This window comes from Glutamicibacter sp. NPDC087661 (assembly GCF_044743275.1).
In the GTDB taxonomy this organism is placed as follows: Bacteria; Actinomycetota; Actinomycetes; order Actinomycetales; family Micrococcaceae; genus Glutamicibacter.
The window spans coordinates 1-25298 of the sequence record NZ_JBIUWE010000006.1; the positions used below are offsets into that span (position 1 = coordinate 1).

The 25298-nt window shown below is 57.9% G+C and carries 16 protein-coding genes; 6 read left to right on the top strand and 10 right to left on the bottom strand.

Annotated elements, in window-relative coordinates; genetic code table 11:
* Nucleotides 1-7052 (bottom strand): SdrD B-like domain-containing protein (locus tag ACIOTN_RS15210; protein ID WP_402735618.1); only part of this gene is annotated, 7052 nt, incomplete at its 3' end.
* A 1517-nt stretch (nucleotides 7053-8569) separates the two neighbouring features.
* On the opposite strand from ACIOTN_RS15210, the gene ACIOTN_RS15215 reads away from it, so the two are divergent.
* Both ACIOTN_RS15215 and ACIOTN_RS15220 read left to right on the top strand, forming a co-directional pair.
* Entirely contained in the window at nucleotides 8570-9103 is a 534-nt protein-coding gene (locus ACIOTN_RS15215) for a hypothetical protein (protein WP_402735736.1), read from the top strand.
* 186 nt (nucleotides 9104-9289) lie between these two features.
* Complete coding sequence (locus ACIOTN_RS15220) at nucleotides 9290-9568, top strand: antibiotic biosynthesis monooxygenase (RefSeq protein ID WP_208294223.1); 279 nt, start codon at nucleotides 9290-9292, stop codon at nucleotides 9566-9568.
* Here ACIOTN_RS15220 and ACIOTN_RS15225 read toward each other — a convergent pair.
* From ACIOTN_RS15225 to ACIOTN_RS15255, 7 genes are all read right to left on the bottom strand, one after another.
* On the bottom strand, nucleotides 9555-10055 hold the full coding sequence (locus ACIOTN_RS15225) for a GNAT family N-acetyltransferase (protein ID WP_105657485.1): 501 nt from the start codon (nucleotides 10053-10055) through the stop codon (nucleotides 9555-9557). The genes ACIOTN_RS15220 and ACIOTN_RS15225 overlap by 14 nt on opposite strands.
* Before the next feature lie 16 nt (nucleotides 10056-10071).
* Entirely contained in the window at nucleotides 10072-10251 is a 180-nt protein-coding gene (locus tag ACIOTN_RS15230) for a hypothetical protein (RefSeq protein WP_402735619.1), read from the bottom strand.
* A gap of 31 nt (nucleotides 10252-10282) precedes the next feature.
* Complete coding sequence (locus tag ACIOTN_RS15235) at nucleotides 10283-11653, bottom strand: NAD(P)/FAD-dependent oxidoreductase (protein WP_402735620.1); 1371 nt, start codon at nucleotides 11651-11653, stop codon at nucleotides 10283-10285.
* A gap of 154 nt (nucleotides 11654-11807) precedes the next feature.
* A complete protein-coding gene (locus ACIOTN_RS15240; protein WP_105657483.1) occupies nucleotides 11808-12740 on the bottom strand; it encodes a 4-(cytidine 5'-diphospho)-2-C-methyl-D-erythritol kinase in 933 nt (310 codons plus the stop codon).
* Nucleotides 12741-12742: 2 nt separating this feature from the next.
* On the bottom strand, nucleotides 12743-13627 hold the full coding sequence (gene rsmA / locus ACIOTN_RS15245; protein WP_402735621.1) for a 16S rRNA (adenine(1518)-N(6)/adenine(1519)-N(6))-dimethyltransferase RsmA: 885 nt from the start codon (nucleotides 13625-13627) through the stop codon (nucleotides 12743-12745).
* 100 nt (nucleotides 13628-13727) lie between these two features.
* The gene (locus tag ACIOTN_RS15250; protein WP_402735622.1) at nucleotides 13728-14894 is read right to left on the bottom strand and encodes a transglycosylase family protein; all 1167 of its coding nucleotides are present in this window, start codon (nucleotides 14892-14894) and stop codon (nucleotides 13728-13730) included.
* 258 nt (nucleotides 14895-15152) lie between these two features.
* Nucleotides 15153-16109 carry a TatD family hydrolase gene (locus ACIOTN_RS15255; protein ID WP_105657480.1) on the bottom strand — a complete coding sequence of 319 codons (957 nt, stop codon included), beginning with the start codon at nucleotides 16107-16109 and terminating at the stop codon, nucleotides 15153-15155.
* Nucleotides 16110-16318: 209 nt separating this feature from the next.
* On the opposite strand from ACIOTN_RS15255, the gene ACIOTN_RS15260 reads away from it, so the two are divergent.
* From ACIOTN_RS15260 to ACIOTN_RS15270, 3 genes are read left to right on the top strand one after another with little or no spacing between them, the layout of a single operon-like run.
* Nucleotides 16319-17281 carry an AAA family ATPase gene (locus ACIOTN_RS15260; RefSeq protein WP_402735623.1) on the top strand — a complete coding sequence of 321 codons (963 nt, stop codon included), beginning with the start codon at nucleotides 16319-16321 and terminating at the stop codon, nucleotides 17279-17281.
* 9 nt (nucleotides 17282-17290) lie between these two features.
* Complete coding sequence (locus ACIOTN_RS15265) at nucleotides 17291-18607, top strand: DUF58 domain-containing protein (RefSeq protein ID WP_105661726.1); 1317 nt, start codon at nucleotides 17291-17293, stop codon at nucleotides 18605-18607.
* Nucleotides 18604-21033 (top strand): DUF3488 and transglutaminase-like domain-containing protein, encoded by a 2430-nt coding sequence (locus tag ACIOTN_RS15270; RefSeq protein WP_105661725.1) that lies wholly within the window; start codon nucleotides 18604-18606, stop codon nucleotides 21031-21033. Before ACIOTN_RS15265 ends, ACIOTN_RS15270 begins: the two co-directional genes overlap by 4 nt.
* Nucleotides 21034-21100: 67 nt before the next feature.
* On the opposite strand, the gene ACIOTN_RS15275 is transcribed toward ACIOTN_RS15270, so the two are convergent.
* Nucleotides 21101-22588 carry an NAD-dependent succinate-semialdehyde dehydrogenase gene (locus ACIOTN_RS15275; protein WP_105657476.1) on the bottom strand — a complete coding sequence of 496 codons (1488 nt, stop codon included), beginning with the start codon at nucleotides 22586-22588 and terminating at the stop codon, nucleotides 21101-21103.
* Nucleotides 22589-22726: 138 nt separating this feature from the next.
* Complete coding sequence (rsmI, locus tag ACIOTN_RS15280) at nucleotides 22727-23587, bottom strand: 16S rRNA (cytidine(1402)-2'-O)-methyltransferase (protein WP_402735624.1); 861 nt, start codon at nucleotides 23585-23587, stop codon at nucleotides 22727-22729.
* Nucleotides 23588-23655: 68 nt separating this feature from the next.
* On the opposite strand from rsmI, the gene ACIOTN_RS15285 reads away from it, so the two are divergent.
* Complete coding sequence (locus tag ACIOTN_RS15285) at nucleotides 23656-25266, top strand: dolichyl-phosphate-mannose--protein mannosyltransferase (RefSeq protein ID WP_402735625.1); 1611 nt, start codon at nucleotides 23656-23658, stop codon at nucleotides 25264-25266.
* Nucleotides 25267-25298 lie beyond the last annotated feature (32 nt).

Genomic DNA, 25298 nt, shown 5'->3' on the forward strand with positions numbered 1-25298 from the left:
GGTTCCGTCGGCTCCACCGTAGGTTCCGTCGGAGTCGTAGGTTCCGTCGGCACCGTAGGTTCCGTCGGAGTCGTAGGTTCCGTCGGCTCCACCGTAGGTTCCGTCGGAGTCGTAGGTTCCGTCGGCTCCACCGTAGGTTCCGTCGGAGTCGTAGGTTCCGTCGGCTCCACCGTAGGTTCCGTCGGAGTCGTAGGTTCCGTCGGCTCCACCGTAGGTTCCGTCGGAGTCGTAGGTTCCGTCGGCTCCACGGTAGGTTCCGTCGGAGTCGTAGGTTCCGTCGGTTCCGTCGGCTCAACAGTTGGTTCAGTCGGCTCTGGTTCTGGTTTCAGAACCACACCGGCATCCCACGTTGGGTCGATACCCTCAGTAGCCTTGAACTCCTGATCGGCGTAATCCTTGGTCAACGAAGAATTCTCGTCATCCAAGGTGAACTTGATAGTCAGGCCAGACTTCGGATCAGCATCCGAGTCATTCGCATCATCTTCCCCAGCATCCTGCGAAGTAAATTCATACTTCTCAGCCTGCTCGGCAGTCAGCTCGAACTTGACCTGGTAATCGCCGGCCAGCAGCTCATCAAAGATATAGCGGCCATTCTTATCGGTAGTCGTCGAGGAAACTTCCTCACCGTTACCGTCAAGCAGAATTACCTTGACGCCATCAAGAACTTCAGAATCGCCTTGCAACCCATCATTGTTCTTATCAACCCAGACATAGTCGCCCACGGCATAAGTCTTGACCGGCTCAGGCTTCAGTACAAAACCGAAGTCCAAGGTTGGATCGTGCTGACCATCTTCGGTCAGACCCTCCGACTTGGCTTCCCAAGTCGATGAATCATTCTCACGGCTATCTTCCGTCTCAACAGTTGGCACATAAGGAGCCAAAGCTTCCTTAGATGCTTCTCGGTCGATGCTCACCGTGTAGGACTTACCTTCTTCGAGTACAGGAAGGTCCTTGAACTCGTAGAAACCGTTCTCATCGGTAGTAGTCGGTTCAACAGGATTACCGTTGACATCTACTACAGGTTTGCCATCTGGACCAACAAGAGTCAGAACAACATCCTTGATGCCCTTTTCATCCTCATCCTGTAGTCCGTCGTTGTTCTCATCAACCCAAACGTAGTCACCAACGGAGACCCGTGGTTCCTCTGGAGCAATAACAAAACCGAAGTCCAACGTTGGATCATGCTCGCCATCTTCAGTCAAACCCTCCGAAATGGCTTCCCAAGTCGACGAATCATTCTCACGGCTACCATCGGTCTCAATCGTTGGCACGTAAGGAGCCAACGGTTCCTTAGACGCTTCTCGATCAATGCTCACCGTGTAGGACTGCCCCTCTTCGAGTACAGGAAGATCCTTGAACTCGTAGAAACCATTCTCATCGGTAGTGGTCGGTTCAACAGGGTTACCGTTGACATCCACTACTGGCTCACCATCTGGTCCAACAAGCTTCAGAACGACATCCTTGATGCCCTTCTCATCCTCATCTTGGATTCCGTCACGGTTTTCATCGACCCAGACGTAGTCACCAACGGAGACCTTCGGAGCAATGAACCCGAAGTCCAGGGTTGGATCACGCTGACCGTCTTCAGTCAGGTCACCCGACTCAGCTTCCCAAGTCGAGGAATCTTTATCTCGATCGGCGCCGTTTTCCTTGGTTGGCACGTAAGGAGCCAATGGTTCCTTCGACGCGTCCTGATCAATGATCACCTTGTAGGACTGCCCCTCTTCAAGTACAGGAAGATCCTTGAACTCGTAGAAACCATTCTCATCGGTAGTAGTCGGTTCAACAGGGTTACCGTTGACATCCACTACTGGCTCACCATCTGGTCCAACAAGCTTCAGAACGACATCCTTGATGCCCTTCTCATCCTCATCTTGGATTCCGTCACGGTTTTCATCGATCCAGACATAGTCACCAACGGAAACCTTCGGAATCGTGACGAAACCGAAGTCCAACGTTGGATCATGATCGTCATTTTCAGTCAAACCCTCCGAAATGGCTTCCCAAGTCGACGAATCATTCTCACGACTGTCGTCAGTCTCGATGGTCGGAATGTAAGGAGCCAACGGTTCCTTAGAAGCTTCCCGATCGATAGTCACCTTGTAGGACTGTCCATCTTCGAGTACCGGCAGGTCCTTGAATTCATAGAATCCATTCTCATCGGTGATAGTTGCTTCAACGGGGTTGCCGTTGATATCAACTACTGGTTCACCGTCAGGTCCAGCGAGTTTCAGAACGACATCCTTGATGCCCTTCTCATCTTCATCCTGGATTCCGTCACGGTTTTCATCGATCCAGACATAGTCGCCAACGGAGACCTTCGGGGTAACAAATCCGAAGTCCAAAGTTGGATCATGCTGGCCGTCTTCGGTCAGACCGGTAGAGGTTGCTTCCCACGTCGAGGAGTCATTCTCACGGCTATCATCTGTCTCGATGGTCGGAATGTAAGGAGCCAACGGTTCCTTCGACGCTTCGCGATCGATGCTCACCTTGTAGGACTGTCCGTCTTCGAGGACTGGTAGGTTCTCGAAGATGTAAAGGCCGTTCTCATCGGTCATGGTCGGCAGCACTGGGTTACCGAAGACATCGGTAACTTCCTTGCCATCCGGCCCGGCGAGGGTCAGAACGACATCCTTGATGCCCTTCTCATCCTCATCCTGCAGACCATCACGATTTTCATCGATCCAGACGTAGTCACCGACCGAGACCTTCTCCTTCTCCTCAGGCTTGAAGGTGATACCAGTCTTGATTGGCTCCTGGCTGCGGTAATCGGTTTGGCCATTTACCTGAGCCTGGGCTGCGTAACCAAAGGAGTTCCACGCCGGCGCGAAGTCCGAAGCGCCCTCGGGCATTTCAGTTTCCGAAACGGTGGTGAAGGTCAGCGATACTCTCTCGCCTGGCGCAAACCCTTCGGACGAATCCAGGACAAGTTTGATGCCCTTGATTTCCTTCGGATTAGCGGGACGCTCGGTGGTCCAGTTTCCGTCGCAACCAGCCCATGGATCCTGCATATTTGCGCCGGTTGGCTTGCACAGCGCAGGGTCGCCGGTCAGGTAAGAGAGCACCATGTCGGTTCCTGCAGGCACTTCTGGCAGCTTGATGTCCAAGAGGGTTGGAATCCACTGGGAACCACGCGGGGTGCTGGCTTGGGAACCCGTTACACCGGTGTCACCGATGTAGGGGAAGATATCCAGAATTTCCATGTGCTGCGCGTTGACGTTACCGGTGTTGGTGACGCTGAGGTTCCACTCGGCAATACCGCCCGGTTTGGTCTCCACGATGCATGGGTAACGATAGAATCCGCCTTCAAATTCGTAGCAGGTGTCAGCGTTTTCAACCTTAGAGTTGACGTTGTACACGCCGGTCTTCTCGGTCTGTCCACCTGTCAGAACCTCGCGAACGAGCTTACGTGATGAGTAGGCTTGGCCTTCGATGATCGAAACGAGATTGTCATCGCTGCTCTCTTCGGAGTTGTCACCGCTGAAGGTGACCTTGTTCTCCAGTTTTTCTTTCGCGTTCAGCCCTCCACGCACCGTGGTTGGGAGCTTCACGGTGATCGATTCGCCCGGGTACAGTTTGGTTCCCTCGGGGAAGCTGAACTTCAGAGAGTTGCCTTCTTCAACCGCAACAACCTTCGAGGTATCAACCGCGCTGCCTTCCGGCGCTTGGTTGAACTTCTTGTCAAAAGAATACGTAGTCAGCGACTGCCATTCAGGATCAAGAATCAGCTTCGGACCCTGAGCATCGCTTGGCAATATATCGGTAATGACAGGATTCAAGATCGCGTCGGTACCGTTGTTGGTGGCCGTGAACGTGTAGTTCAACTCACGGCCCGGCGCGATCTGACCGTTGCGAGCATCCGAAGTCTTAGAAACCTCGGAATGGGTCTTTCCCGGGTTGAATACCAGATCGTCGGTTGCGTCGTCGGTGTCACGATCCTTGCCCAGACGGGAGACCTCTGCCGAAGCAGTGTTCTCGGTTGCCAGTGCCTGGGTTTCGCCAGGATTACTCTGACCGTCTTCGAGTGCAATCAGTTCACCACTGCGCAGGGTGTACCGCGGCAGAACATTGAACTTGATGGTCGTGTCATTGCTGACAAGTTCTTCAAAGTTCCGACCTTCAGCAGTGACTCGAACGCCTTGAACCTGATCATTAGCAGGCGCAGTAGTAGTCCAGTCGCCGCCTTCAGCGACCAGCGTTCCATCCTTCGACACATACTCCGCACCGGTGAAGTACTCGATGGTGACATCGTAGACACGGCTGTTTGGGACGGGATCCCACCCGGCGAAGTCGAAGGTGTTCCAGAATGTTGGATCCTGATCCACAATCTGAACATAGTCGGCCTTGTGGGTTCCGCTATTAACGTTCAAGGTGACGTTTACCGGTGCGGGGTTACCGTTGCTGGTAAAGAAGTCGATCGGGCCTTCGGGGTTGAACGTCTTGGTCAAAGTTGCATTGAGATCCACCGAGTTTTCGGTGATGATCTCCAGCGGTGCCTGTGGTTCTTTGACAGCCGATTCGTCACCGCGCTGAACGGTCGCTACAGCCGTGTTAGGCAGAACGTAGCCGCGCTTGCCGTCAATACGGTCAAGCTCGGCCAATGCTGCGTCGATGGGTTGTGCCGGATCCGAGCCACGAAGGTCATCGCGCAGCTTGGTGCCAACAGAGACCCAGAACTCGGCGTCGCGTGGAACCAGCTTTTCGCCGTCCTTCGCGAGGCTGAATTCAAATGCTGTGACTTCTTCCCAGCTGCGTCCGTCCGAAAGCGTTGGGGTCAGAGCGTCCGCACCGGTGAAGTTCAGGTCCCCAGCAGCGGTCTTCAAAGTCAGGTGGGCTAGATCCTGGAGTGCTTCGTCAGACAGTCGCACACTGATACCTGTAATGTCAACGTAGTCAAAAGGATTAACCTCGCCGTCTTTCGAATCAACGATCGACAGCTTGTCGACACCATAGGTTGAAGTGTTCTTCGCCCATAGGCTCAAGGCGCTCGTTGGGTTCTTGTTCGTCGGCGCCTCGGAAACAGGTTTCTGAACGATGACGCTCGGGTCCCAAGACTTCGAACTTTGCAGCTGAATCTTCTTGTCGACCCAGACTGACCCTTCGGTATCGTCACCGTTGTTGACACCCAAGACGTTGTCGGTCTTCAACTCATCGGATAGCTCCGTAATGACCTCGAAGTTGACTAATGCCTGCACATCCTTGTCGTGCGGGAACGAGCCTGAATCGCGAGTGTAGGTAATCTGAACTCCGGTAGCACCTTCGGGCAAGATGGTGTTTTCGATTGCCTTGCCGTCTTCGGAGATGACCAAGTCATGCCAATCACCGCTGGCATCCTTATATTTTACAACGACCTTAGTGGCCCCCTGGGTAGCCGGCACCGAGATGCTGTTGGCCTTGAGTGCGGGGACCATTGATGAGAAGTCGTCGGTCTGCACGATCTCGCGGACGTCCATGTTGGTGTTGTTCTGATCAACCTTGGTGTTTAGCCAAACGGTAGTCTTGTCGCCCGGTATACCTTCGATGCGGTGAGGGGTAAACCCCTTGCCACCGATCAACGCGAATTTTGGCTCCTGGACCAGCAAGGTCGCATCGGCTTCGTCTTCGACGACATCTTGGTTTCCAGAGGGAGTGCCCTGGCCCAGAACAACGTTCTTGTAGCCGTCGGGAGAAACTGCGGTTGCCAGAACACCGAATTCGAACTCGTATCCAGATCCAGGGGCGAAAGTGCCGTCGAAGGAGATTTCAAAGCCCTTGACGTCACTACCCGCAGGAAGATTGTCAGGCAAGGAGATCTTTCCGTCATTGTTCTCAAGTAGGTATTCTATGCCGTCAACCGTCAGCACACCCGCGGTGGCTCCGGCTGGCCAGGTGCCGCCGTTGAACTGGTCGAAATCAATACCTTCGCCGAACGGTGAAGTACCCGTTGCGGGTTCCTTCAAAGTTAGATTAGTGAGATTTCGATTTGAGGTGTTGGTCAGTCCAAGCTTCACCGTAGAAGCATTGCGCCCTTCACCAATTTCTGCGGCATCACCAGCAACGACCAACTCCGGGGAGAAGGACTTCGTGGCATCTACCGTGTAGTTTGCCGACTCAATCACGAAGCTATCTTCAGCAGTGAAAGGGTCATTCTGTTCGCCGTTAGGGAGTACAGCGATGATGTTGGTTTCATTCGCGACCACAGCGGCTTCGGCACCATCGCGTAGGACGGTGTTCAGTGGAATCGATCCAGTTGTACCGTTGGCGATGATTCCGCCTTCGGTGTCGGTTGATTTCGTTGAGGTGAAGACGAATTTAAACCCGGTAATGGTTTTTAGATCAAAGCTCTCCGGGAATACAGGCGGTGCGTTAGGGTTGGCGGTTTCTAGAACCTGAGGTTCTGGCGCGTCACCCACGAAGTAGGAAACGACGAGTTCATCGGCACCCTCGGGGTAGACAATGTCACCGAATCCGGTGAATTCAACTGAAGCGAATGGAGCGGAATTGCCTGATGGCTCCTCGATGATCAGCGAAGTTGCGCCCACCTTTGAGGTGTTCTTGATTCCTCCGAGCGTCGCGCTGATGTTCTTATCAGCTCCTTGCTCCAGCACATCTTCGGACCACTGCTTAGTAATTTCGGCGTTGGGAGCCAGATCAATGTTCGGAACAACAGCTTCGGCTGGGTCCTTGATGGATCCAAGGTCAGAAGTGAGTTCTGCTTCGTTAATCAGCTGCTGGCCGTTGAATTTTGGGTCCGCGTTATCGGGGAACTTTGCCACGATGGTTATCGTGTAGTCGGTGCCATCGTTGATACCGATTTTCCCGGGGCGGTCCTCAGAGGTTTCATTGAAAGTCAGCTTTACCGAAGTGCCATCTTCCGAGGGTTCTTCGGTAATATCCTTCGCGAACCCGTTGTAATTAATGCTTTCCAGCACCAATGGTTCAGGAAGGGCATCAATCAGAAACGCATCGCTACACGGTTCAGTGTTTGAGGAGCAGCCCAGCTTGATCTCGTAGTTGACGAAATCGCCCGGACGAATCACTTCATTACTGGTCAGATTCTTTTCCAAGAACATGCCAGCACCGGCGGCGGCACGAGTACCAACTTGCGGTGCTATTGTGCCCTGAATATTATTTACTGCTGTGGACTCTTTGTCCGCTCTTGAATCACTTGCTTCTTGACCTTCCGGTCCGCCTTCTTGCGAGTCGGCGCTTGCGACAGCTGTATCTGCTACAGACGAATCGGAGGAAGGAGCGGCCACTGCTGGCGCTACACCTGCCATTCCAATTCCGACGGTTATCGCAAGGAACGAGGCAAGCATAGATTTCCAGCGTTTTGATACGCCAGATTCGTGCTCTATTCGCATTTTCATATTCCCAATTACCGTTGTTTAGCAGGGTGGTAAACACCCGTCTGGTTCCCTAAACGCAGACTTCCCCCACTGTGGACATCGCGAGTCTAGCAAGGTGATAAATGGGACTATCAGGTTGGAAATAGCTGAGGTCAGGGAAGGATTACTATGCGAATTTGCGCGTTATGCATACGAGCTAGATTTCCAGAAGCTCGCAACCACGGATTTTATGATCGAAGATCGCTATTCTCTCTCAGATACATTCATGCTGAGCCAAGTACGCGTTTCGATTTGAAAATTTTCATACCTTACTAAATTTGGCGTTGGAAAATGATTTTGACATGGCTATATTTAGAACAGCTCTCTCGGTGAGTAGCAATTGAAGTCATTCGCGCCAGAGGATTTCACTTTTCGTGACACTGGACCACGAAGGGAAGGTGAAATAATCACGCGTCAGAAGTGATGTGATTCTTCCCAATTTGGAGCTCGTGAATTATCTACCATCTTCACAGAACTGCAAGTACTTCAAGAGTGTCCAACTGAAAATAACCTTTCGTCGGCTCACGGGTTAAATTCACCCCAAAATTCACCCTTTCTAACCCATGAGCGCTAAATCTCTAACTCACGAGTGCTAGGTCGATCATTTCCGCTGACACAGTTATTGCTGACTCAGTTATTTAATAAATCCCTCGTGGCCAAGTACGCGTACAAAGGCTGTTCGCCGGCATCCGGCGGGTTTCTTAATTTCCGGCACCTCTAAAAGCGCCTTACTGCTGACGACTGTATCGGCCACTCGATCGTCGAATGCAATGGGCTGATTCTAAGTGAACCCCTCGATGCAACGGTTGCTTTTTTCATAGACCCGGGGGCTACCTAAATAAGAAGACAAACAAGGTAAATACATTCGGCGACATGTCTTGTAACCAATAGGTTGCAAGACGTCTCTTCGAACACCGCTCCCCCGCATCAAAAGCACTGAAAATCCAACGCTTCGAAAGTCTCGCAACCATGGGCTTCAAGTAGCAACATCTAGTCGTGCGTACAAGCCCGTTGCGAGACCTTGCTGACATGGAATTTCGGTCGATGTGAATACTTGCATGCATTTGTGAATTGAAAAGTTACTCTGTGCCCGTGTTTAACCCTCGATCACCGAGATGACGGTAGAACGTGGCACGGCTCCACCCGACCAGGCGTGCTGCGTCTTCGGCGGTGCGTCCCTTGCGCCAGCCTGCACTCCGACCTTGATCGAAGCCAACAGCTCCGTTCAATTACGCATGCTTCGTGAGGGCAGGCAAAACTTGGCGATGCTCCATCAGCAACCCCCTGACGAATACGCCTCGTGGAAGCTACGCCAGGAAGCCTTTGGCCTGGCCATACGACTTGGTTCGGCGCTCATGCATGAGGCCGAGCTGACTGTGCCCTCCTTGGACGGCGTTCGTGTGCTTATCCACTCGCGGGATCAGGTGCCGACGCCGCAACAGGAGGGGATTCTCGGCAGGGCCTTGGAGGCGGGCGTGCAGCCAAAGTGGCAGTTTGCGCAGTTCGTTGAACACGCCAGGGCAAGTGCGGAGGTTGCAGATGCCGATGTGGCGCTGGTCAGCCAGATGACAGCCCAACGCCAGTTGCCTGGTTGGCGTTGGCGGCCAATACTTGGCCTCCCGCTCGAGATTACGATGTGGCTGGTGTCTCAACGGCAAACACGAGCAACCGTCCAGGCCGCAGCTCAAGCCGTCGTAAGCTATGCCGCAGCCAATCCGCCAGGAGGTGAACTTTAGTGGTTCATATCCGCCTCGTTGCTGGAAAGCCGCCAATCGAAGTTACGACTTAACCGTCAAACGAAGCTAACAATCACACCTGCGTAAGTCGGCCAAAAAGAATTCCCGGAAATACTGGTTTCCGGGCCACCTCCTTATACTGTGATTTTTCCCCAATCCACTCAAGATCGTGGCAGACTGGCGAACATGGGAATTGTGATCATGGAGGGCCGGTTGCTGTGCGCGGACGCGGCTGAGGCTGAATTGGTGGAGAAATTGCTGCCGGAGCATATACGCCTCACCAAGGCGGAAGACGGCTGCATTTCTTTCTCTGTCACGCAAACCGGCGATCCCTGGGTCTGGCTGGTGCACGAGGAATTCGAAGACAGTGCCGCTTTCGAGGCCCACCAGCAGCGGGCCGCGAAGAGCGAATGGGGCCAGACGACCTCCGGATTGCAACGAATCTACAAGATCAAGGGCTTATAGCCAGGTGCATTTTGAAGCCCACATGCGACGCGGTAAATCCTAGCCCCTCGTAAAAGCGGTGCGCGTCCTGGCGTTGCGCGTCGCTTGTCAGCTGGACCAGCGGAATTCTCTTGCTTTCGGCTTCGGAAATGGCCCAGCGGATCATTTCCGTTCCCAGGCCACCGCCGCGCAATGCGCTGGCCACGCGCACTGCCTCGATCTGCATCCGCTTCGCTCCCCTGCGCGCAAGACCCGGCAACATGGTCAGCTGCATCGTGCCGGCAATGGCTCCGTCATTGCCCTCCACCACGATCAGCGTATGCGCTGGGTCTGCGTGAATCTCGTTGAAAGCCTCCAGATACTGTTCCCCGGCGTCCCCAGCGTCCGCATGCTCTGCACGACGGATCTCATCATCTGCCATCAAGGCAATGATCTGTTCAAGATCCGTAGCCCGTGCTTCGCGCAGGAGGTAGTTCTGGCCGCGTGCCGACAAGCTGCAGGCGCTCATGGGCTCCTCGCGCACCTCAGGCACTGGCCCTGGGCGTACGCGCCGCACCCACCGAGATGGCCATGACGAAGATTCCGGCCGCTTGCAGTGCCCAGCCAAGAATTCCGGCCTGCATCAGCGTGATCATCAAGACGCCAGAAATAATGAGCACAAGTGCTAATGCGCACACATAGATTCCACGTTTATCAAGTCCCATGGCCACAGCCTATGCCCCAGTGTGCCAGCGCTCAAGGCTTTCCGGTGATTCTATCGGCCAGCACGGCCAGCGGCGAGGAGCTCCCCCGCCCCTTCAGTTCGCTTCGATCTGCGGCACCATAGGCTGCATAGAGCCCCTTGGTTGCCAGCCAGCGCAGTGGTTCCGGCTCCCATTTGCGCACCTGGTGATTGACCCACGGCAGATTGGCCAATTCAGTGCTTTCCCCGAGGATCAAGTCGCGCAAGGTTCGTCCGGCCAGGTTCGCTGCGCCGACCCCGGTGCCGACATAGCCGCCGGCCCAGCCCAGTCCGGCCGCCGGGTCCAGCCCGACGGTAGCGGCCCAGTCCCGCGGCACGCCCAGTACCCCGGACCAGGCATGATCGATTCTCGAATTCCGGGTCTGCGGGAACATGCGGTGCAGGATTTCCTGCAGTCCCTCCACGGTGCTTTGCGGCGTCTGGCCATCGGCATCCGTGCGCGAACCATATTTATACGGCACTCCCCGGCCTCCAATGGCAATGCGGTTATCCGCGGTGCGCTGGGCATACATGTAGACGTGGGCGTAGTCCCCCAGCACCTCGCCGTTGTTCCATGCCAGTTCGTCCCAGATGGATGGAGCTAGCGGTTCGGTGGCAATCAAGGACGAATTCATCGGGAGCCACAAGCGCTTGTGTCCTGCTAGCCCGGCAGTAAACCCTTCGGTGGCACGGATGATGTACTCGGCGTCCAATGACCCACCGTCGAATTCGATGCGGCGTGCGCGCAGTGTGGTGGCGCGGGTGTTTTCATAGATCCGTACGCCGAGCCGCTCCACGGCTTCGGCGAGTCCGCGTACCAGTTTTGCAGGATGGATTCTGGCCGCGTGCGGATGCCACAGCCCGGCCCGGGCATTGGCGACGTTGACCTTGCCTTGCGCTGCCTCGGCTTCCAGCAATTCGGTGTGCGTGTGTTCCCATTGCGCGTCGGCCATGGCATCGGCGCGCAAGCGCTTTTCCTGGGCAGGGGTGTAGGCAACTTCGAGTTCGCCACCCTGCAGGATATCTGCATCGATCCCCTCGGCAGCGCACACCTCGATGACCTCGGCGACGGTCCGGTTCATGGCCAGCTGGAAGTCATTGACTGCTTGCCTGCCATGGGATTTCAGGTAGCGTTCGCGGCCAGCGGTGATGGTGTTGGTCAGCCATCCCCCATTGCGCCCCGAGGCGCCGTAGCCCACGTGCCGGGCTTCGAGGATCGTGATGCGAAGATCCGTGTTGGCCTTGGCCAGGTAATAGGCGGTCCACAGTCCGGTGAACCCGGCACCGATGATGGCGACATCTGCGGTGCCCTGACCGCGTAATTGCTGGCGTGGCTCTGGCAGGCCGATGTCTTCCCACCAGTGCGAGACGCGTCCATTGAGCATGTTGTATTCCGCCCCAGATCCAAAATGAATGGCTCTCAATAATTGCTTTGGGATTCAGCCTAGGGCCGGGCCCAGGGCGCAACAAGAGGGGTGGCGGAAAATGATGCAAGAAATCCCTGCCCGGCCCAAGGCCAGACAGGGACTTCCGGAAAAGTTATTCGGAAACGGTGATGTGCGCTCCGGGCGCTGGAGCGGTCACCGGGATGGTAGCGACACCCACCTCATCGCCCAGCTGGGCCATGACCTCTTCAGCATGCTCGGCATCTTCGACCAGCAGAGCCAGGGTCGGCCCCGAACCGGAAACCATGGCTCGCAGGGCACCGGCGCCTTCTGCCATATCGCGCATGGTGCCTAGTTCCGGGGCAAGGGCCAAGGAAGCCTGGGTCAGGTCGTTGGCCAGCACCTGGGCCAACGCTGGCGCGTCCGAAGCCATCAGCGCTTCGATGACCGCTGGATCGATTTCCTGCGGGACTTCGATCTCCGTGCCGGAACGCAAGCGATCGAGCATGCCATAGACTCGCGGGGTCGATAGGCCAAAGCTGGCCGGGATCAGCACCCAATGGGTCTTGGCACGAGTCAGCAACGGGGCAAGCTTGTCGCCGATGCCCAGGCCGATGGCGGCCCCGCCCATCAAGGCGAAAGGCACGTCAGCACCGAGGCGTGCGCCCAAGCGGCCGAGTTCTTCCCGGTCCAGCCCGGTTCCCCACAATTCGTTGCAGGCTACCAGGGTGGCCGCCGCGTCTGCAGAGCCTCCACCCATTCCGCCGGCGATCGGGACGCGCTTGGTGATGTGCAGGTTCGCTCCGAGGCTACAGCCCGTGTGCTCGCGAAGCAGCTGGGCTGCCTGGTGCACCAGATTGCCTGCACCCAGCGGAAAGCTTTCCGGTTCGGAGACCACAGGGGAATTCGGTTCCAGGCTCAGCTGCAATTCCCCGTCGGTGCGCAGCGTCGCTTCAATCTGCTCGGCCAGGGAAACCGCAACGTAGAGGCTCGCCACTTCGTGGTATCCGTCTTCGCGAGGAGGACCGACCTTGAAGTAGCAGTTGATTTTGCCCGGTGCGGTCGCGATGACACGCTGCTTAGACATGCTTATGCCTCGCTAGCTGGAGCTTCAGCCGGAATATCCTGTGCGGCACGGGCAATGTCGATGTACTGGTCAATATCCAGCTTCTCGCCGCGTTCCTTCGGATCAATGCCTGCTGCAACCAGGATCTGTTCTGCACGAGCACCGGAGCCTGCCCAGCCGGAGAGGGCAGCACGCAGCGTCTTGCGGCGCTGGGCGAAGGCTGCATCGATGATGGCGAAGACTTCCTTGCGATCCGGGGCATCGCTGCGGTCCTTGTCGCGGGTGAACCCCACCAGGCCGGAGTGGATCTTCGGAGCTGGCCAGAAGACGTTCATGCCGATCACGCCAGCCTTGCGCATGGTTCCGTACCAGGCGCCCTTCACCGATGGGACGCCATAGATCTTATTGCCCGGGGTGGCGGCCATCCGGTCGGCAACTTCGTCCTGCACCATAACCAAGCCATTGCGGATGGACGGGAAGTGCTCCAGCAGGTGCAGCACCACCGGGACGGCAACGTTATAGGGAAGGTTGGCGACCAGCGAGGTTGGCTCGCCGGGAAGTTCGGTGACCTTCATGGCGTCGGAAAGGATCACGGTCAGATCGTCTTCTCGGCCAGGGCGGAACTCGGCCATGGTCTGCGGCAGTCGCTTTGCCAGGGGTGGATCGATCTCCACGGCCACGACCTTGGCGGCGGCATCCATGATGCCCAGGGTCAGGGAACCTAGGCCCGGGCCTACTTCCAGCACTGTTTCGGATCGGTCGACTTTGGCGGCGGCGACAATGCGGCGGATGGTGTTCCCATCGATCACAAAGTTCTGCCCCAGCGTCTTGGTAGGGCGGATTCCCAGCTCTTCGGCCAGACGACGGATTTCGGTGGCCCCAAGCAGCGGCAAAGATTCCTTAGACATCACAAATCCAATTCTAGTTCAGCTAGATTGATCCAAACATAACAACGCGACGCATCCACCGTGATGGTGGACGCGTCGCGTTGTTATTCGGCTCTTGCTTTTAGCGCAGGCCCAGCTTGGACGAGCACGATGGCCAGTGGCCCCAGCCGCCTGATCGACGCAGCACTTCAGCTGCAGCGATCTGCTCCTGCGGAGTTGCCTGGTGCGGCAGCGGTGCGTACTTGGTGCCACCCACATTGCGCCACGACGATGCAGAGAACTGCAGTCCGCCGTAGTAGCCGTTGCCGGTGTTGATCGACCAGTTGCCGCCGGATTCGCACTTGGCCAGGGCAGCCCAAGTCGAGGAGATGCTGCTCGGGGTTGGAGTGTTCTTGGAAGTTGAAGTTTCCTTCTTCTCTTCCTTGGTGCCAACACGGATTTCCTCGGCAACGGGCTTCTTGGTGACCTTGGACTTGAGGACTTCTTCCTCGCCCTTCTTGCCGTTGCGGGTTTCCTGGCGCAGGGTCAGCTCACGCTCGCCCTTCTTGCCTTCGGTCTTGACCTCGGTGTCGCCCTTATCCAACGAGCTGTCCTTGACCTTCTTGGTCTCGAAGTCGATGTCGCGCGTTTCGTCCCACGTCTTGACCGTTACGTCGATCACCTCGACAGTGGTGCCCGCGGCCAGCTTGGCGCTGTCCTTGACGTCCTTGTCGGTTTCGTCCTTGATCTTGACGTTGATTTCGTCGTTGCCGTCGACCTTGATCTTCTCGTCGGCAAGCAATTGCTTGACGGTCAAAGCAGTCGTTGCGATTTTCTTCTTCTTGTCCTTGACGACCAGGGTCATTTCCTTGGGCGTGATGACTTCCAATTCATCGCTCAAGGCTGCGAGCTGCATGTCCTCATCGAGGGAAACCTCGGAATCCTTATCCAGGTCGAGCTGTTCAACCACGTCGGCAACGGTCATGCCGGTAGTGTGCACAACGCGCTCGGTGCCATCCACGGTTACTTCGATCGACTTGTTGCGCTTGATATCAACAAGCTGCTGGTCGGCAAGCTCGGAATCCAGTGCTGCGGAGATCTCGTCGCGCTCAGCCAAGGCAACGTCCTGCTGTTCCAGCAGTGCGCCAACGGTGGCAGCACGGGTGGTGATTTCCTGGCGCTGGCCGTCCACCGACATGACGACCGATTTCTGGCCAGAAATATAGAAAACAGCACCGGCAATAACCACAGCTACGGCGAGCGCCTGAGCCAGGTATTTCACCCAGGTCTTCTTGAGCAAGTGAGTCACGGTAATGAGGTCCCCATCGTTTGTAGACCCAACTGCGGGAATCCTGTCAGGATCTCCGGTTGGGCCCGGCAGTGTTCGCTGCCTGTCCTTCAGTCAAAGTTGCGCCGTGTTTCCACTTGCAGCAAGGCGTGAGGATCAGGCTGTCCTGAACACACCGTGCCGAAAATAGGCGGGGGCGGTACCGGACATCTCATCCACCGTAACCGAATTGTTATATTTGTGGCAAGTGTCCTGTAACGAGACACACAACCTCCGGGTCTAGAATTCTCCGTACACTTCTCGCGTATTCGCATCGATCCGGGTGCAGAATTCGGCCAGATCGATCCCCTTGGTTTCCGCCAAGAACCTAGTCGTGTACGGAATCATGTAGCTGGCGTTCGGGCGGCCCCGGAAGGGGTGCGGCGTCAAGAACGGTGCGTCGGTTTCTACCAGAAGCAGTTCTGGATCCGCCAGCGCCAAGGCCTCGCGAAGATCATGCGAATTCTTGAATGTCACAGTTCCAGAGAACGACATGTACCAGCCGTTGTCGTTGCAGATCCGGGCTAATGCCGCGTCCCCAGAGAAGCAGTGGAAGACCACTTTCCCCGGCAATGGCGCGTCCTTGAGCACACGAACCACGTCCTCATGGGCATCCCGGTCATGGATCTGCAGGGCCTTGCCCTGCTCCACCGCAATGCGCAGATGCTCCCGGAAGGAATGCTCCTGGGCGCCCCGTCCGTCTTCACCGGTACGGAAGTAGTCCAACCCGGTTTCGCCAATTGCACGCACCCGCGGATCCGCGGCAAGTTCTTCGATCCGCGCGATCGCTCCTTCCAGCTCCCCGCGTTCAGCCAGACGCGCGGCATCGTTGGGGTGAATGGCTACCGCGGCCAGGATATTCGAGTACTCGTTAGCTACCTGGACCGCGTATTCCGATGACTCCACGTCACAGCCGACCTGGATCAGCCCTTTCACGCCAACAGCTGCCGCCGCCGCCAGGGCATCGGCAGCCGTGACCTTCACAGTTCCGTCAAGGAAATCCAGATGCGTATGGTTATCGACCACTGGCACCGGAAGCGCTTCTGGCGCTTCCGGGTACTGCAAATTGCGCTGGCTTCCGCCCTTTTCATTGCCAGAAGCACGCGACCGCTCCCCCTGCTCTGCTGCAGCGGCTTGCTCCGTCGGGCGGTAGGCCTCGGGAACCAGGGTGGGATCAGTGTGCTTCTTCTTGGACACGGTTATCCTTTGCGCGTGAATACTGGGATCGAATCTGTGGTTAATTGTGGCACCACTAGGGGTAGCAACGACAATCAGGTGCTCAGCTCCCGGTAGTTAGGCTCTGTTGCTGGACAAAAGATCCCCATATGATGTGATGCAAGACCCAATTGAATGAATGCTGCGGCGATCGATCTTGCCAACGATTCGTTCTTCAGGAGGAACCGCGCATGAGTGCAAACCGAACAGTGCCGTCGCTTGATTCGGCATTCCAGTCCAATTGCCAGCGCATTTTCGATGCTGTCCAGAGCGTCATCACCGGCAAGCCGGAGGCGGTGACTAGCGCATTGACGGTTCTGCTGGCACAGGGCCACCTGCTGGTGGAAGACGTTCCCGGGGTCGGTAAGACCATGCTGGCCAAGTCATTGGCGCGCAGCGTCAATGGTTCGGTGCACCGCATCCAGTTCACCCCGGACCTTTTGCCCAGTGACGTCACCGGTGTCTCGGTTTACTCCCCGCAGACTCACGAATTCACTTTCCATCCCGGACCGGTCTTCGCCAATATAGTCATCGCCGATGAAATCAATCGTGCGAATGCCAAGACCCAGTCGGCATTGCTGGAATGCATGGAAGAAAAGCAAGTCACCGTCGATTCGATCACCCATCGGCTGGAGCAGCCTTTCATGGTCGTGGCCACGCAGAACCCGGTGGAATCCGAGGGCACATTCGCCCTGCCCGAGGCACAGCGTGACCGATTCATGGCACGGCTTTCGCTGGGTTACCCACAACGCGATGCCGAAATCACCATGCTCACCGGCCGGCACCAGTTCGACCCATTGGAAGCACTGCAAGCCGTGGTGCAGCTGGCTGATCTGGAATACATGATTGAGCAGGTTAAAGCGGTGACGGTCACCGAACGGCTAGGCGCCTACGTGGTGGATCTGGGCCGAGCCACACGCGAGCACCCGCAGGTGGCGCTGGGGGCCTCGCCTCGCGCACTGATTCAGTGGGTTCGCGCGGCCAAAGCCCATGCCGCGATTCATGGACGCGACCACGTCTTGCCAGAAGACGTTCGCAGCGTGGCCCAGATGGTGCTGAACCACCGGTTGATCCTGACCCGGCGAGCGGTTGCGGACGGCTTGGATGCCAGCGCCGTGATCCAAGAGCTTGTTGCCAGCACCCCAGTGAGCTAACGGGCAGCCATGGAGAAGATTCCCCGCTACGATTCGCGCGATGCCCTCTCCTGGACGCGCACCGAAAATTCGGCGACAGCCCTGCGGCGTTGGCACCTTGACCTGTTCACCGTGCGCGGTTGGTGCACTGCCGGAGCTGGCGGCCTGCTGGTGTTCGTGGCATATCTCCTGGGCCGGCACGAAATGATGGCTTTGGGCCTGGCCCTGGTGGCGTTGGCTTTGGCGAACTGGGGTTTGGCCTTGCGCCTGCGCGGACGCACGATTATCCACCGGGAGCTGCTCTCGGCGGTTCCCAGCGTTGGCGAGGTCAGCAAGTTCCGCTTGTCGTGTGCTGAGCGTTCCATCATCCAGGAACAATTGCCGGAGGATTTCGGACCCGGCCCACGATTCCAGGCCCCGGGTTCAATCGAATACGAATTGGTGTTCCGCACACGCGGGATCCACCTTGTGGGACCAGCCCAGCAAATAGTCGTGGACCCTCTGGGGCTGATACAGGGAATGGTGCGCACCGGAGCGAGCCTGCAGATCCCCGTGCGTTCCCAATTGCACCGCTTGGATCGTTTCGCCCCGCTCGGCGAACGAACGCTCACTGGCGATGCGAAATTCTCCAGGAGCACCACCACCGACTACTACGATGTCGCGACGCGCGACTACCAGCAAGGCGACTCCGTCCGCCAGGTGCACTGGAAAGCCAGTGCCCGGCACGGAAAGCTCATGGTCCGCCAGGAAAACCACGTGGCAACCGCGCAGGCGCTCCTGGTCCTGGACACTTCCTTCGAGCATTGGAATCACAGCGGATCGGATCTGAGGATCTCGTTGCCGCAGGCTCACGCGGAGGCACTCACCAGCAGCCGCCGCTTTGAAAATGCGTTGTCGTTGGCCAGCAGCATCGGCCTGAGATATGCCACTAGCGGCTACCAGCTCGCCTTCCGGGACCTCACCGGGGCCTCGTTGGCGCAACGAGACCCGCAAAGCGTCTCCGAGCTCGGCGCGCTGAACAGTTTTGAAGACTTCCATGCCGCAACTTCGGACCTGGCCTTGGCCAACGGAACAGTTGAAGCCAACGGTTCCGAGATTCTGGGCAATACCCTGCGCAAGGAGCTCTTGGTGTTCCGCGAAGAACCGGTCATCATGATCCTCGGAGAGCTCACTGCGCCGCAGGCAGCTTGGCTGGCTACGCTCTCGCGCACCGTGCGCAATGTCGAGGTTTTCCTGCTGGTCAGCCACCCTGAACGCTATGGGCAGATACAACTTGAATTGGCTCGCACCAGCTGGAAAGTGCATATTCTTCCCGGCAATATGGCGATAGACGAGATGTGGGGATGATGAGCGCTGGCCGTACTGGGGCAAGCATTCTGGCCCCGACTCCCGACAACCCGGATCCGAGCGTTGGCTCGGCTCCCGCGATGCGGCTTCTGCTCGTGCGGGTTGCTGCTGCCTGCTGCCTTGCAGTCGCTGTATTAGCGGGTGCCGCCTCGCTGTCCGGGGTCATTGAAGGCTCCAGCTGGTTCCCGGCCTTGGTCCTCCCGGTCTTCGCCGTGCACCTGTGCGCCGGTCTGCTGCGCGCAGTCCGCCGCTTGCGCTGGAGTGCTCTTCCTGCTGCTGCAATCGTCGCTGTGGCATCCATTGCGCTCAGCGATGCCCGGGAAAGCAACATCTACGGTTTGCCTCTCGCCCAATGGGTCTGGAATGTGCTTGGTGAAGCGGGAATCCAGCTAGCTACCCAAGTGCCGCCGGTAGCCAATTCCCGCTCTGTGGCTTTCAGCGTATTGTGCTTCACTTTGGCAATCAGCCTGATCGTGGAAATGCTGGCCAGCTCGCGGCGCATGGCCATGCTGATCATCATTCCCTTGTCTCTGGCACCGATCATCGCGTCGCTGTTCAAGCAGGAAGGCGCCGGAATTGGCTACCTCGCGCTGCTGTTGTCGGCAGTGCTCGGCTATATTGCGCTGATTCCGTATCTCTTTGCCCCTGCATCTTCCAAGCATTCCCAAGTGATGCTTCCCACGCCCAGGACGCTGGGAATCCTGGGTGTCAGCGTGATGGCCTGTGTCGGTGCCCTCTTGGCGGCCAGCATCTGGATGCCTGGTTTCCGCAGCGGCATGTTCTCCGAGGGGCAACGTCCTTCGGGTGATCTGCTGGCCAGCAATGTCGATCCGCTGATCAACCTCGGAAGAGACCTCCGCTCGAACAGCGGTGTTCCCATCCTGGACTACTACACAACTGCAGAAGAAGCGCCTTACCTGCGCACTCAGGTGATCAAGGATCTGTCCGCAGACCGCTGGGAACCAAGCGAAAGCTCCATGCAGCACACGCTTGATGGCACCTCCGCAGTGTCAACGAATTTCAGCACGTTCAACAGCACCGACGAAGTCTTGCGAATGACTTGGCCTGATGGCATCAGCAGTCCGGTCCTCCCGTTGCCCAACCAATCCTATTTCGTGCAAGGCATCGTCGGGGATTGGAACTGGACCTACGAGACCTCGGTGGCTAGGCTCACTGGCGACGCCATGGCATCGACCAACGACATTTCAGTGGCCTACGCGGATTTGGCCATCAGCACGCAAATGGTCCGCAACGTCGGGCACATGGGAGTCGACGCCAGCGACCAGCTGCCCGAGGAATACCTGCGTCTTCCGCAGGATCCTGACAACGGATTGGAACCGTTGCTGCAGCAAACCCTTGATGAGGTTTTCGGCAAGAAGGGGAAGCCTGCCAACGACATTGATACCGCCGTGGCTTTGCAGCATTTCTTCCGTTCCGGGAATTTCGTGTACTCCGAACGCACCCCGCTGCGCGAAGGCTACGACGGGGCCAATCGTCGAGTTGTCGAAGCATTCCTGGCCCGGCGCCAGGGGTATTGCGTGCACTTCGCCTCGGCGATGGCCCTGCTGGCTCGTGAAGCCGGAATCCCTTCGCGCATTGCCGTGGGGTATGCACCCGGTGAAGCCAGCGGAGACACTCTCGAAATCACCGGGGACACCGCCCAGAGCATGCTGGAACGGCGCCTGGAAGAAGGTACCGAGCTCACCGGATATACCGTCAGCGGGAAACAGTCCCACGCGTGGCCAGAATTGTATTTGAACGGGCTGGGTTGGATTCCGTTCGAGCCCACCCCGGGTCGGGGCTACTCGCCAAGTTACGCGCCGGAACCAACTCCTACGTCGAACCCGCAAGAAAGCACTGCACCCCAAGTGCCCACCGAGCGCGGCAACCCGAGCCTCCCGGCCAGCGCCGCGCCTTCTGCACCGGCACCGTCCGCAGATTCTGGGACCCAGGGCGCAAAGGCAGTGTGGCTGTTGCCAGCGGTCTTGTTGCTGGCTTTCCTCGCACTGGGAGTTGCTCCGTGGCGTCGCCATCGCCTGCGTGAGGAGCGGCTAGGACGCGTGCGCCGTGGCGGCGCTGATGCCGCTCCAGCTCTGCTGGCCGAGCTGCAGGCTATTGGGGCCGATTACCGGGGGCCGGCCGGCAGCCACGAGTCGGCCGGTGACTACACTACCCGGCTGGGCGAAGACCATCCCCAAGTCGCCAAGGATTTGCAGTCCCTGAAAACTGTCATCCAAGAGAGCTTCTACGCCAACAGGCATCCCAGCGCTGATGATGCCGCTCCGTTGCTTGACGCCTTGCACGCGATCCAGGGCAATTTGCGCGGCGAGCTGTCCTTTATCCAACGAATCAGGGCATTCTTGTTCCCTGCTTCGGTGCACCCGCGTCATTCGCGCTCGGAAGAATCCACGCGAATCGACATGTAGCCATCGGTTTAACCGGCCAAGGCCCGACCGGAAGAATCCGGTCGGGCCTCGGCGCGAGCTGGAGAATCTACTTCTTGGCTGCGTAAGGATCGGCAATGCCGATGTACTGCACGGTGGTGTATTCCTCCAGGCCTTCGGCGCCGCCTTCGCGGCCCAGGCCCGACTGCTTCACGCCACCGAATGGTGCCGCGGCGTTGGAGATCACGCCAGCGTTGAATCCAACCAGGCCGAATTCGATCTGCTCCGAAACACGGAACATGCGGTTGAAGTCCTGCGAGTAGATGTAGGAAGCCAAACCGTATTCGGTGGAGTTGGCCAGCTTGATAGCCTGGGCCTCATCCTTGAACGTGGTCACTGGTGCCACTGGGCCGAAGATTTCCTGGCTCAGGATCTTGGCGTCGTTGGCGACATTGGCCAGCACGGTTGGCTGGTAGAAGTAGCCCGGGCCGTCAACTGGCGCGCCGCCGGTGATGGCAGTCGCGCCGGCGGCGACGGCGGCTTCAACCAGCGAGTGGACTTCGTCGCGGGCCTTTTCCTCGACCAGCGGGCCTACCGTGGTGTCGGCTTCGGTGCCGCGTCCTGGCTTCAGGGCCTTCATCGCTGCAGCGAACTTGGCGGTGAATTCCTCGGCAACATCCTCATGGACCAGGAAGCGGTTAGCAGCGGTGCAGGCTTCGCCCATGTTGCGCATCTTGGCTGCCATGGCGCCCTCGACAGCAGCATCCAGATCGGCATCCTCGAAGACGATGAATGGTGCGTTGCCACCCAACTCCATCGAGGTGCGCAGGACCTTGTCTGCGGCGTCCTTCATCAGCTGCTTGCCCACCGGGGTCGAGCCGGTGAAGGAAACCTTGCGCAGGCGGTCATCTTGCATCAGCGGGCCGGAGATCTTCGAGGCCGAAGCGCCGGAGACCACGTTCAGCACACCAGCTGGAAGGCCTGCTTCCATCATCGTGGCTGCGAAAAGCTGGGAAGTCAGCGGGGTCAGCTTGGCTGGTTTGAGCACCATGGTGCAGCCTGCCGCTACTGCCGGGCCGACCTTGCGGGTAGCCATGGCCAGCGGGAAGTTCCACGGGGTGATCAGCAGGCATGGGCCAACCGGCTTGTGCTGGACCAGGACCTTGTTCTTGCCCTCGGGGGTGGTGAGGTAGCGGCCGTAGTGGCGTACGGCTTCTTCGGAGAACCAGCGCAGGAATTCGGCGCCATAGGTTACTTCGCCATAGGCCTCGGCCAGTGGTTTGCCCATTTCCAGGCTCATCAGCAGCGCAAAGTCATCCTTGCGCTCGGTGACAAGGTCGAAAGCACGGCGCAGGATCTCCGCGCGTTCGCGTGGTGCGGTCAGTGCCCATTCGGCCTGGACTGCGTCAGCTGCATCCAGTGCAGCCATTGCGTCTTCGCTCGTAGCACTGGCCAGTGTCAGCAGCTTCTCGCCGGTAGCCGGGTCGAGCACGTCGAAGGTGCCACCGTCGGAGGCATCCCTCCATTCGCCATTAATCAATAGGCCGGTTGGCACCTTGGCAAGCAGTTCCGCTTCGCGCTGGGCAGTAATCGACATACGAGCATCTCCTGATAGAAAATAATGAAAACTAATCGTCTTTGATGTCTACGCTATTCCTGGCAGGTGGTGGCTGTAAATTGCCGTCTGCACGATAAACGCGAGCATTCATTGTGCATTTAGCCTATGCGACTTCGGCTATTTTCCCGCTTCGTGACGTGCTGCCAGAACAGCTTCATAGAGCTCGCGTTTCTTCACGCCGAATTTTTCGGCCACTTCGGCCACGGCCTGCTTCATGCGCATGCCTTCCTCCACGAGGGCTGCAACCTTGGGAAGCAAATCCTCGATGGATGCGGCCTCTGCTTCCGGGGCTCCGTGGACCACCACAACAATTTCTCCGCGTACGCCATCTTCTGCCCATGCGCGCAGATTTGCCAGTGAATCTCGACGGACCTCTTCAAACTTCTTGGTCAGCTCGCGGGCTACGGCGGCCTGGCGGTCTTGGCCAAATGCTTCGATAGCGGCATCGAGGAAGTCGCTCAGCCGGTGAGGAGCCTCGAAGAACACCATGGTGCGATCTTCGGCGAGCAAGGAATCCAGGCGCTTGCGGCGTTCCCCCGCCTTGCGCGGCAGGAAGCCTTCAAAGGTGAAACGGCCAGTTGGCAATCCGGACAGGGCCAGCGCGGTGAGCACCGCAGAAGGGCCCGGTATCGCGGTGACACGGATGCCAGCACTCAAGGCAGCGGCCACCAATGGGTAGCCGGGGTCCGATACCGCCGGCATTCCTGCATCGGAAACCACCAGCACAGTCGCGCCCTCGGCGGCCAGGTCAATCACCTCGGAGAGCTTGTGAGCCTCGTTATGCTCATGCAGGCTCATCACCCTCGCAGTGATTTTAATGCCCAGGGCATGGGCCAGGTGGTGGAAGTTTCTGGTGTCCTCCGCGGCGATGATATCGGCACTGGCCATAATCTCCCGCAGACGCGGGGAGGCGTCGGACAAATTGCCAATCGGGGTGGCTCCCAGGACGATTACGCCCTCATTATCTGAGTTCTGCACATTCTTAAGCCTACGCGACGCAGGAAAAGCCCACTTTCTGGACTTTCCACCGGTAGCATGAATTGGTGATGGGCACCTCGGTTTTAGACACTCCGGACTCCGGCCACGTACGCTCGGCGCGACAGGCCTTCACTTTCGAGAGCCTGAAACAACGGCTCCTGCCTGTGGTGGCTCCCAGCGGCCCGCTGATGTGGATCATTCCGCTGGTCGTGACACTGATTGCCGGCCTCTTGCGCTTCGTCAATCTGGCGCACCCGCACTTGCTGATCTTTGATGAAACCTATTACGTCAAGGACGCATTCGCGATGCTGCAAAGCGGATACGAGCGCGAATGGGCTGACGACAGCGATGGGAAGTTCATCGCAGGCGACCCGCAGCTGGAAGCTGAATCTTCCTTTGTCGTCCATCCGCCGCTGGGCAAGTGGATGATCGGCGTGGGCATGCTCCTCTTCGGTGATTTCAATGGCTTCGGCTGGCGTTTTTCCACAGCGCTGGTCGGCACCCTCTCGGTCCTGCTAGTCACTCTGTGCGCCCGCTTGCTCTTCGGTTCCCACGTCCTTGCCGGCATCGCCGGTTTGCTCATGGCCATCGACGGCCATTCCATAGTCATGTCGCGCACCGCGTTGCTGGACATCTTCTTGATGTTCTTTGTGATTGCCGCGTTTTATGCCCTGCTCAAAGACCGGATACATGGCAGAACCGTGCTTGCCCGGAAGCTTTCAGTACCCGAGGGTAACCGGCCAGATGACTTCCTGCTCGTTCATGGCCCCATGCTCTGGTGGCGCCCATGGCGGCTGATCGCAGCGATCATGCTCGGTGGCGCAGTTGGCATTAAATGGTCGGCGCTGTCCTTCGTAGCTGTATTCTGCCTCATGGCGGTGCTTTGGGACTTTGGTGCGCGGCGCACCGCAGGAGTTCACAAGTGGCAGTCGGCGGCATTCATCCGCGACGGAATCTATTCCTTCTTCACCATGCTGCCGCTGGTGCTGCTGACCTATTTGTCCACGTGGACCGGGTGGCTGATCACCCAGGGCGGCCGATACCGCCATTGGGCCGAGGAGAATCCCGGCGAAGGCATTAGCTGGCTGCCCTCGCCGTTGCGTTCCTTGTGGCATTATCACCAGGCTGGCTACGAATTCCATACCGGGCTCGACTCCGAGCATGGCTGGCAATCCTCGCCGTGGACGTGGCCCTTCGCCGGACGTCCAGTGCTGTTCTACTTCGAAGGCTACGACAAGGGCGCCAACGGCTGCGGGCTGGAGCGTTGCACCGAGGTTATTACCGACCTGCCTAACCCGTTGATGTGGTGGGCCTGCACCATCAGCATGTTCTTGCTGATTCTGTGGTGGATTGGCGCCCGTGATTGGCGCGCCGGAGCGATCCTCTCATCGGTGGCGGCCGGGTTCCTGCCGTGGCTGATGTACCCAGAACGCACAATGTTCTTCTTCTACACCCTGCCACTGGTTCCGTTCATGGTGCTCGCGTTGACGTATATGATTGGCAGGTTCATTCCACGCGACCCTAATTCCAGTGCCGCGCACCGATCACGCATCATCGTACTCACCATATTCATGGCGTTATTCCTAGTCACGTCGGCCTTTTTCTGGCCGATATGGAGTGGGGAAATGATCGCGGATGACTACTGGCGCTTGCACGTGTGGCTCCCCAGCTGGGGCTAGGCTGCCCGTGGCTTGGCCACCTGCTTCCATGA

What these genes read in the sequence shown, in the direction of transcription:
- ACIOTN_RS15270 (WP_105661725.1), top strand. Translation starts at nt 18,604, where the DNA reads ATGATGAGCGCTGGCCGTACTGGGGCAAGCATTCTGGCCCCGACTCCC.
- ACIOTN_RS15285 (WP_402735625.1), top strand. Translation starts at nt 23,656, where the DNA reads ATGGGCACCTCGGTTTTAGACACTCCGGACTCCGGCCACGTACGCTCG.
- ACIOTN_RS15265 (WP_105661726.1), top strand. Translation starts at nt 17,291, where the DNA reads ATGGAGAAGATTCCCCGCTACGATTCGCGCGATGCCCTCTCCTGGACG.
- ACIOTN_RS15220 (WP_208294223.1), top strand. Translation starts at nt 9,290, where the DNA reads ATGGGAATTGTGATCATGGAGGGCCGGTTGCTGTGCGCGGACGCGGCT.
- ACIOTN_RS15275 (WP_105657476.1), bottom strand. Translation starts at nt 22,588, where the DNA reads ATGTCGATTACTGCCCAGCGCGAAGCGGAACTGCTTGCCAAGGTGCCA.
- ACIOTN_RS15235 (WP_402735620.1), bottom strand. Translation starts at nt 11,653, where the DNA reads ATGCTCAATGGACGCGTCTCGCACTGGTGGGAAGACATCGGCCTGCCA.
- ACIOTN_RS15225 (WP_105657485.1), bottom strand. Translation starts at nt 10,055, where the DNA reads ATGAGCGCCTGCAGCTTGTCGGCACGCGGCCAGAACTACCTCCTGCGC.
- ACIOTN_RS15240 (WP_105657483.1), bottom strand. Translation starts at nt 12,740, where the DNA reads ATGTCTAAGCAGCGTGTCATCGCGACCGCACCGGGCAAAATCAACTGC.
- rsmA (WP_402735621.1), bottom strand. Translation starts at nt 13,627, where the DNA reads ATGTCTAAGGAATCTTTGCCGCTGCTTGGGGCCACCGAAATCCGTCGT.
- ACIOTN_RS15260 (WP_402735623.1), top strand. Translation starts at nt 16,319, where the DNA reads ATGAGTGCAAACCGAACAGTGCCGTCGCTTGATTCGGCATTCCAGTCC.
- ACIOTN_RS15230 (WP_402735619.1), bottom strand. Translation starts at nt 10,251, where the DNA reads ATGGGACTTGATAAACGTGGAATCTATGTGTGCGCATTAGCACTTGTG.